The sequence below is a fragment of the Rhodopirellula bahusiensis genome (assembly GCF_002727185.1).
In the GTDB taxonomy this organism is placed as follows: domain Bacteria; phylum Planctomycetota; class Planctomycetia; order Pirellulales; family Pirellulaceae; genus Rhodopirellula; species Rhodopirellula bahusiensis.
The window spans coordinates 81,849-89,881 of the sequence record NZ_NIZW01000026.1; the positions used below are offsets into that span (position 1 = coordinate 81,849).

At 56.5% G+C, this 8,033-nt stretch carries 7 protein-coding genes, 1 tRNA gene and 1 pseudogene; 3 read left to right on the plus strand and 6 right to left on the minus strand.

Features of this window, described 5'->3' with window-relative positions:
* Positions 1 to 112: 112 nt before the first annotated feature.
* Positions 113 to 739, plus strand: coding sequence for a hypothetical protein (locus tag CEE69_RS25825; protein WP_099263479.1), 627 nt, complete (start codon positions 113 to 115; stop codon positions 737 to 739).
* On the opposite strand, the gene CEE69_RS25830 is transcribed toward CEE69_RS25825, so the two are convergent.
* Positions 733 to 1,929 carry a hypothetical protein gene (locus CEE69_RS25830; RefSeq protein ID WP_233215642.1) on the minus strand — a complete coding sequence of 399 codons (1,197 nt, stop codon included), beginning with the start codon at positions 1,927 to 1,929 and terminating at the stop codon, positions 733 to 735. The genes CEE69_RS25825 and CEE69_RS25830 overlap by 7 nt on opposite strands.
* 312 nt (positions 1,930 to 2,241) lie before the next feature.
* On the opposite strand from CEE69_RS25830, the gene CEE69_RS25835 reads away from it, so the two are divergent.
* A tRNA-Asn gene (locus CEE69_RS25835) sits at positions 2,242 to 2,314 on the plus strand.
* Between the two features lie 366 nt (positions 2,315 to 2,680).
* A pseudogene (locus tag CEE69_RS32930) lies at positions 2,681 to 2,904 on the plus strand (N-6 DNA methylase); the annotation flags it as partial.
* 124 nt (positions 2,905 to 3,028) lie between these two features.
* Here the strand turns inward: CEE69_RS32930 and CEE69_RS25845 are convergent.
* The 5 genes from CEE69_RS25845 to CEE69_RS32595 all read right to left on the minus strand — a co-directional run bounded on the left by CEE69_RS25845 (position 3,029) and on the right by CEE69_RS32595 (position 7,880).
* A complete protein-coding gene (locus CEE69_RS25845) occupies positions 3,029 to 5,662 on the minus strand; it encodes a S8 family peptidase (protein ID WP_099263481.1) in 2,634 nt (877 codons plus the stop codon).
* A gap of 11 nt (positions 5,663 to 5,673) precedes the next feature.
* Positions 5,674 to 6,393 (minus strand): AAA family ATPase, encoded by a 720-nt coding sequence (locus CEE69_RS25850; protein ID WP_199169950.1) that lies wholly within the window; start codon positions 6,391 to 6,393, stop codon positions 5,674 to 5,676.
* 275 nt (positions 6,394 to 6,668) lie between these two features.
* Complete coding sequence (locus CEE69_RS33760; protein WP_390180004.1) at positions 6,669 to 6,977, minus strand: HTH domain-containing protein; 309 nt, start codon at positions 6,975 to 6,977, stop codon at positions 6,669 to 6,671.
* A gap of 348 nt (positions 6,978 to 7,325) precedes the next feature.
* A complete protein-coding gene (locus CEE69_RS33365; protein ID WP_233215643.1) occupies positions 7,326 to 7,496 on the minus strand; it encodes a hypothetical protein in 171 nt (56 codons plus the stop codon).
* A gap of 228 nt (positions 7,497 to 7,724) precedes the next feature.
* Complete coding sequence (locus CEE69_RS32595; protein ID WP_315852545.1) at positions 7,725 to 7,880, minus strand: addiction module protein; 156 nt, start codon at positions 7,878 to 7,880, stop codon at positions 7,725 to 7,727.
* Positions 7,881 to 8,033 lie beyond the last annotated feature (153 nt).

An 8,033-nucleotide genomic window follows, 5' to 3' on the forward strand; every position in this document is an offset into this window, starting at 1 on the left:
AATTTGGGTGGAGTTTGCCGGCTAAGGTGCCGATGACGAAACAAGGCGATTCATTCAAGTCGAATGCGTCGTTCATTTGTCCTCCCACCTGTTCGAGACACGGATCGTCCCGATGAAATCCTCCTATGCTGTCGTGTTGACGCTGGTCTGTTTGCTGATGTCGACCGGATGTGTCGGTCCCATGTGGAACGCATGCGGCCCCTGTGGTCCTGGAGTCGGTTGCGACAGCGGCGTCTGCGGTGATTCCTGCGACGGATGCGGCGAACTGTACATCGACCCGTGGATCAACGAACCCGCCGATTGCTACGACCCGTGTGACTCGTGCGGCAACTACAACGGCCAATCTTGCGGCAAGTGCCGAGCCGTCTTCACCGGCATCAAGAGCATTTGGGGATACAAACGCGACGGTTGCGGAACCGCCTGTGACACCTGTGCTGGCGGCCGACCACTGTTCCCCGCCGCCGACCTGGGTGGCTGTGATGGCTGTGGCGGATGCGACTCGTGTTCGACTGGATGTGATTCGTGCTCCGGTGGCTGTGACTCTTGCTCCGGAGGATCGTATGGTCATTCGTCCGAGGGTGTGATCCTTCGCGAAGGCGAAACGATCATCAGCGACAGCGGTCACGGGCAAACCTCGACCGTGGCGGCTCGCACCGCCCAGAACCGTCGCAACTCGCCGGCTCGCCAGATCTACCGCACGCGAACCGTCAACGGGCAACAACCCACGTTGGCCTACTGAGCGGAAGGTTGAAGCCATGACCCAACATGGCAAACCTGCCAGCCTCGATGGTTCACCTCGGCAATGACTTGTGCGTCCGCCCCGTTGGGCACGAACAGACAAACGTCGTTGGCATCGAGCGAATCCAAGTCAACATCGCCAAGTGACCGCCATTCTTTTTCCGCGGTCCAGTCCTGGTCGCGACCTTCGGCTTGATAGAGATAGCGTTCGTCGGCGGGCAAGTCATCTCGAACGGAAGCCGGACCATAGACGACCGGCTGCAATCCGATGGCAGTCGCGGCCGATCGCCGAATCGCGATTCCAAACGGTTCGTAATCCCACCGCGAAAGATGCGACCGAAACGTTCGTCTGTGAAGCAGTTCCTCCAGCGGCACGGCTGACAAGCAAACCACGCGGTGATCATTCTTGGACGTCGTCGCTCCCGCAATCAAACGACGCATCCGCACGATCCGTCGCAGCGAATCCAACGTTTCTCGCGAAGCCGCTTCGTCGGACCCCAACAGCATCTCGTCGTAGTACTGAGGCCACGACTGGCCCGGCCAAGGCCCATCGCAACGACGTGTGCAGTGAACCAGCCATTCGTCTTGTTCCAGTGCGTTTGACTCATGCGACTTATCGGCGGCACTGGGTTGGATTCGTTCTGCCTGATGGTCCAAGGTCGCATGACATGACCGTGGCAGGAACCTTCCCAACGCTCCGGCTTCCAACAACCTTTCGGCTGCCTTGGGATCATCCATGCCAACCCGCACTCCAAACGGATCGACTTCTAAGCGTCGCAGAACCGCTTGTTCGATCTTTCCGCCACGGCGAGAGTGCAACACATCGATGCGGTCGGCGACCGCGACGACCCACTTATCTCGATCGATGGTGAATCGCGGTTTGCAAGAAGAGGACGTTGCTGGAGAGGACAACTGCCGAGCGGTCCAGCGAACCAGCGGCACGTCGAACGTTTTGGCGGCTTGAGTGACCCAGGAATCCGCTGCCGACTTCTCGACGGTTATCACGTGCATATGTCGCTCGCGAGCGTCCAGCATCGAAGCGGCCAGTTGCCGGGCCATTTCACGATGTCGGACCGGGCTGTGTCCCAGCCGACTGGAGACCGGTGCCAGAACTGGTTGGGCGGGCAAACCGAGATCGCGGCAGAGAGAGTGGAAGGACGCCGGCGTCATTTGCCGAGCCAGATCCGGCATCAGATACTCAAGCCGCCGCCACCGCCTGCAAGCCCGTTTTTCAGCGTCCGAGGAGGTGCTGGAGCCACGTGAGTGATCTGGGTTGGATGGAGCGTCAGGACGCATGGCCGAGCCGTGGGAAGCGGGAGCGAACCGTTGGGAGGGCAAGTTCGGGAGCGAACGTTTGTCCACGTTAGCAGTTTTGCGGGTCCAGATAGGCAGGCGGCGTCAAAACGAATCCCTTCGGAATGAAAATCCAGAGAAAACCCGCCTTGAATCGCCGCCGATCAGTAGCTAACATTCGCCCCACGACGAGTCGGAATCGGCTCGTGATCCCCTGTAGCTCAGTTGGTAGAGCAGGCGGCTGTTAACCGCCTTGTCACAGGTTCGAGTCCTGTCGGGGGAGCTGAATTTAAAAAAGCGAAAACTCTCGCGAACCAGTTAACGCCCGTCGGTCCAGCATGACCCGCGGGCGTTTCTCGTTTCCGCCCCCTTTTTCGCGGTCTTTCGCCACCGCGGCGTCCAAGACCAAAGTTCTCACTTTCGCGGATAGACTCCGGGCTGCCGAGTCCAATCACCCTGGTTCGTCCCACACCCCAGAGACACCCCCAAGAACTCTCTGAGTCTCTGTTTGACATGTTGGTCTCGGTTTACACGGGCCAGTTTTGAGTTGGTCAAAATCGGGTGCTCCCGGAAAATGTCTTCGAGCCGCTCGCGAAGAGATTCGTGCAGTGATATGCAACAATGCATTCAGGACGACTACTTCGAGCTGATGCCGGACAATTCGTCGTCGCTGTTGAAGTCATTGCTGAAAACGTTTGCTGATATTTCCGCCGATGCCGAGGGCGACGTCTTTGGTCAGATCTACGAATATTTTCTGGGCAACTTTGCGTCGGCCGAGGGCCAGGGCGGTGGGGAGTTCTTCACGCCAAGAGCGTCGTACGGGTGATGGTCGAAATCATCCAACCGCACGGCGGCAAGGTGTTCGACCCGGAATGCGGCAGCGGCGGCATATTCGTTCACTCGGTTCAGTTCGTCAAGAAGCACCGCGAAGCGTTGGCGAGCACGAGTGGCAAAGGTAACTTCCCTTGCTGTCAAGCTCATCCGAGGAGAGCATTTTTCACGAATCAACGTCTAACTCCAATTCCGCCTCGCTCTCCACATCCACGATCGACTTCAAGTCGAGGACCGCGGTGCGGAGCGGATCGTAAATGGGGATCTCTTGGCCCACGATCTCGAATGTAACGGCGATTGCGTACGTCGCGGTCTCGTCGGGATCATGACTCCAGCCCTGATGGCCGCGAACGGCGATACTGAGATCTTCGGGGAGGGCATTTGACTTGACGACTGCCCAGTCTTTTTGAACTGTACCGCGGTTGCGTCGCACGCCGGATAGACCATGTTGAGTCATTGGGTGCAGTGTCCACGGCAGTTCACCATTGCGGTCGCCGTCCGGATCGTCTTCTGTCGCCAGTGCCCGATTCAAAAATGCTCCAGCAGACTCACCTCGTTGGCTGGCAATCCAATCGAGCCAAACCGCCAGATAGCCCCGCGCCGATCGACGTGTTCGGCGTGGAGTGGCGGAGTACGAAAGCGTCACGTCAATTCGGATGTCATACTCGCCACCGGGTGTTCGCAGCTCTGGTGGAATGGGGATTTGGAAGACGTGGCATTGCTTCGTGCCAAGAACCTGGTCGTTCGATGTCGTGAACGTTGCACGATGTTCGGTGTTTTCGGTTGCTCGGGACATGTCCGGAATTCCGTAACCCAGGCGACGTAGCACGTTGATCTGCTCATTCATCGGGAGCGGTTCGGCCCACGCCGGCCACTGTGCCGATTGGATGATGAGGGCACGATAGAGCAAGCACGAATTGGTTTGCATCACAGTGGCCAAACGAGCCGCAATACGGGCGACCTTTGGCGCGGAATAGGACGTGCCCACATCGTCTTGGGTAACAGCAGGTTGGCCGTGTAGCGTTGACCCGATCAGAATTGGATACGCTGACGCGCATGCAGCGGGATAGGTCACGCTTGGCGGTGTTGAGCCGTCGATCATATAGTCGCCACCGTATTCAACGACTTCTGGCTTGATGGTGTCCCAGATTCCATGACCACTACGACTGAATGCGGAGGGTTCGCCGTCTTGCTGGGCAAGACTTTGCCATCCGCCAGCGCTGACGGTATCGTAGGCAACCGATCCGACCGTCAACGCCTGCAGGCTCTGTGCCGGGTTTGCAATCCTTGCTGCGGGTTCGGAAAGATAGTCAGGGTAAGTCTTTTCCGCTGCCAATTGCTCGGCGACACCAGGGTTGGGTACGGGATTGGAATGACGAATGTTGCCTACGCTTTGCAGGACCAAGATGTCACGATCGTGGCAAAGTTGATCAATCTCTGCTGCCCAAGACGACATGTGCCGTGTTCGAGAGGCGACGGTAGAGTTGATGGAGTGATTGAAGATTCGCGTTGGAGTGTTGCCGCGATTGAAATGCGAAATAGCATCGCGGATCACGGCGGCCGGTAGCATCGTGAGCGGCATCTTGCAGTGTGCATCAAGAACGCGAGCGTTTTGAATCCAACAATCTAATTCGACCACGCCGGATTTTGGAACGTTCTCACCATACAGAACGACGCCGGCGACGCGTGTGCCATGTCCACTCGGTTTGACGTAGTCCGTCACATCCGTTGGGGACGCACCGTCGAGAAAGCACCTCGATTCGGCATCTCGAATGGCGGGCTCAAGATACAAATGAGATTCTTGAATGCCGCTGTCGATCACGCAAACAACGGGGGCATCGGTCGGTGGAACTTGAACCGTCAGACCAGCCGACAGGTCGGCAAGGTCGCGTGCGACTTGCTGCGGTGTCTCAATCTCATCCGGCTCGGTAACTTCCCAAACGTACGCGTAGTTGAGGACGAAGTCGCGGAGTCCCTTTCCGCTCGTTCGGATTCTAAGCGTGAAGCTGTCGGGCAACTGAACGGACTTCGTATCGGAATTGTCCCAATTGTTGAGAACTTGAACGTTGTACGGAGCAAGCATCGTGTCGACATCGTCTAGCCGCTTGTCCTTGAGTTCGTCCCATCGCTCATACGCGGCCAGTCGATCGTTTGACCACTCGTTTTCCTTTCTTGCCCACGTCTCCGGCTTCCATCGTGGATTTCGTTTAGGTCGATTGCGAATCTGCCAATCACCGGTGCAGGCGATACTGACGTCAACGACGTACTCGGCGTCATCCGCGATCGTGGGCCACTCTCTTAGCAACTGATCGGTCAAGATGCGCTGTAGGCGCTCTTCTTGTGACTCATCGTCGACGAGTTCGTGAATCTGGGCGATGCTTCCCGATCCAAAAACCTCGCGCTCGAAATCATCGAGTTTCTGTTGGATCAACTTCAGATCCAAGTCTTTGGAAACGACAATGACGAAGCCGTCATCGTGTTCAGAGACAATTTCAAAACTGAACTGGCGCCGAAGTACGTCGAGGTCGACCGCTGTGTCAATCCGCAGCAAGAGTGGGATGCCGGGTTCAAGCGATGGCAATCCCGTCGCGAGCCGCTCGGCTTGACTCTCCCTCCAACGCTCAGCGACAGCCAGTGTCGATGTTCGCAGGCTCGAAGCGTGCCCGCTTCGGTTTGCCTTGTTGCCCTCGGTTATCGGATTCGGATCAATCACCACCTGCTTTCGCGGGCGAGAGTCGCCCGATCCAGTCAGCACCAACGGCAAATGATCAAATGGCTTTTCCGATGGTGGTGGCGGCATCCGTGAACCTGTTAACGCTGTTCGTTGACTCGTTTGTTCTCGTCGATAGAAGCGATCAGGAATTGGGTGTCAACAATCTTCTTGCCGCCCAGAACGGCTGCTTTGGCCGCATCTCTTGCTGATTTCACGACCATAGCAGCTGACGATCCGACAAGTGCCTTAATCGCTTTCTTCCAAGCAAGTTTATCATCACACTTGACTGCTGACAGCGTACTGCGAAGCAGTTCATTGATCTCGTCTTCACCTGGAAGCGGAATCTGAAATACATCGTCAAAACGACGAAACAATGCGTCATCCAAGGAGTTCTCAAGGTTGGTTGTAGCTACCAGTAAACCTGGGGCGTCGTATTCTTCCATCAATTGCAGCAGTGAATTGACGATACGCGAAGCCTCGCCGATATCGTGCGTGTTTGCCCTCGACTTCGCGATGAAATCACACTCGTCGAGAAGCAAGACGCAAGGTTGCTCTTTGGCTGAGTCGAACACAGCACGCAGATTGCTGGCGGACTCGCCGAAATAGGATGACAGGAGCGCATCGAAACGGACCTTCAGCAGTGGAAGGCCTGTGTTCCAAGCTAAACGTTTTGCACCGAGCGATTTTCCGCATCCAGGTGGACCGTAGAGCAGGATCGTCTTTCTGTTTCTCAGACCGTAAGCTCCGAGGCGTTCGCGGGCGGCATACTCTTGTTCGATACGAGCGAAGCGTTTCTCGATATCCGGCGGCAGCACCATGTGGTGCTCAAGTTCTTCCCGCGGCACCAACGTCGCTAGCAACTCTTGGTGCCGGCGACTAACTGGTAGTTGGGAAAGATTTCGATCAGAACTACCGCCAGTTCCCGGGCGATCGACCGGCGGTCGGGACTTGCTCATGATTCCTTCGAGCTGATTCGCCAGCCGACTATGTCCGCTCTGGCGTTCGCGATCAATGACTCGCGCCGCAAGTAGTTCGAGATCGTCTTGTGAACCATTGGCTATGGCTTGCATGATCCGTTTGAGTAGTTCTGCATTCATGACTTCCCTGCCTTTGCGAGCTTGGACGAACCCTTTTGGCTACTTCCGTGCAGCCGATAACACCATTGTCCGTCGATCTTGACGGATTCGATGCTGTGGCCTTGTTTTCTCAGAGCGTCAATACAACGAGAAACGGTTGCCGTCGACACATCTATTTCACAGGCAATTTGTGGCGTGGAGTACTGTTCAGCAGCAACCAATTCAAGCACAGCTTCAAGTCGCTGTTGAATCTCGATAGCACGCTGGTAGTGGGACACGTCGTTTTTCCTCTGAGGCCGGAAGTCTATCAATAAATGATAGACCACCGATACTGCGATGGCGAGCAGCGTAGTGCTTTCATTCGGCGGTCAATCGCCGCACCGCGTCCCGTTCCGCCTGTTTCTCCTGCTATGAATGGCACATACCGGTCGGATATCCCGTTCTGTGACTGGATCACGTCCAGTCGTGATCATGGGATGGTGGAAGATTCGGTTTTAGGTGCCGGCCTTGATGTCGGCCGTCGGTTGCTGACTACGGCGGCGAAAGCGATTAGTTGGCGAATCAGTAGATTCTCGAGAGTCTGCCCGCTAGCCTTACCAAACTTTTTTAATGCAGAATCGCCCGCGACGGATTGCTCCGTGGCGGTCGTTTCTAAGTCGTGCCGAATAATCCAATCAGATCGCGAACGGTTCCGCTCGCGTCCATTCTTGGCTCTTGAGGAAGGCACTTGTTGCGGGAAGTGATGCGTAGACGATCTTGTTGCCGTCGCGGATCACTTGGCAGGTGAAGTGCTCCGAGGTCGCGGTGTCGATGGACACGTCGGCCCCAACCTGTCGGTCAGACACTGCTTCTTCGTATTGCAAGTCAAGTGGTTCGTCGAGTAGCTCGTGGACCGTTGATCGGGCTCGTTCGTCTTCTTGCGAAGCGATCTCGGCATCAACGATTCCAGCTCTTCGAACGATGCGATCTCGACCGGCAGCTGGACTCTTGGTGGTCGGTCAGGTGCCTCAGGGGCGGTCCTGGGGTTTCCCGCCGATTCGTTTCCATGCTTCAGATGACGGAATCGTCTTCACTCATCCACTGTGGATGTCGTCGATCCGGCTGCGGATTTCATCGGACCAAGCATCGCGAACCTTGGACGGTTCGTCGTCACGAAGCCCATCCAGGCTCGCAAGGATCGCATTGGCAACCATCGCACGATCAGGCGGAGCAAGTTGTATCCGGAGCAAGTTGCAGCGCCGATGCGATGAGTGGTGTGTGGATTCGGACTTGAGTGGATCCCTAGTGCCTCCGGAACGATTTGATCTGGCGTGAAGCTTGCCGGCGATGGAAACTGCTTGTCTTTCGCATCTTCACGGAGTGGGATATGTCAGGCAAGGCGG

Excerpts from the sequence above, each read along its gene's own strand:
- CEE69_RS25825 (WP_099263479.1), top strand. The coding sequence starts at position 113 with ATGAAATCCTCCTATGCTGTCGTGTTGACGCTGGTCTGTTTGCTGATG.
- CEE69_RS25830 (WP_233215642.1), bottom strand. The coding sequence starts at position 1,929 with ATGCCGGATCTGGCTCGGCAAATGACGCCGGCGTCCTTCCACTCTCTC.
- CEE69_RS25845 (WP_099263481.1), bottom strand. The coding sequence starts at position 5,662 with ATGCCGCCACCACCATCGGAAAAGCCATTTGATCATTTGCCGTTGGTG.
- CEE69_RS25850 (WP_199169950.1), bottom strand. The coding sequence starts at position 6,393 with ATGGTGCTGCCGCCGGATATCGAGAAACGCTTCGCTCGTATCGAACAA.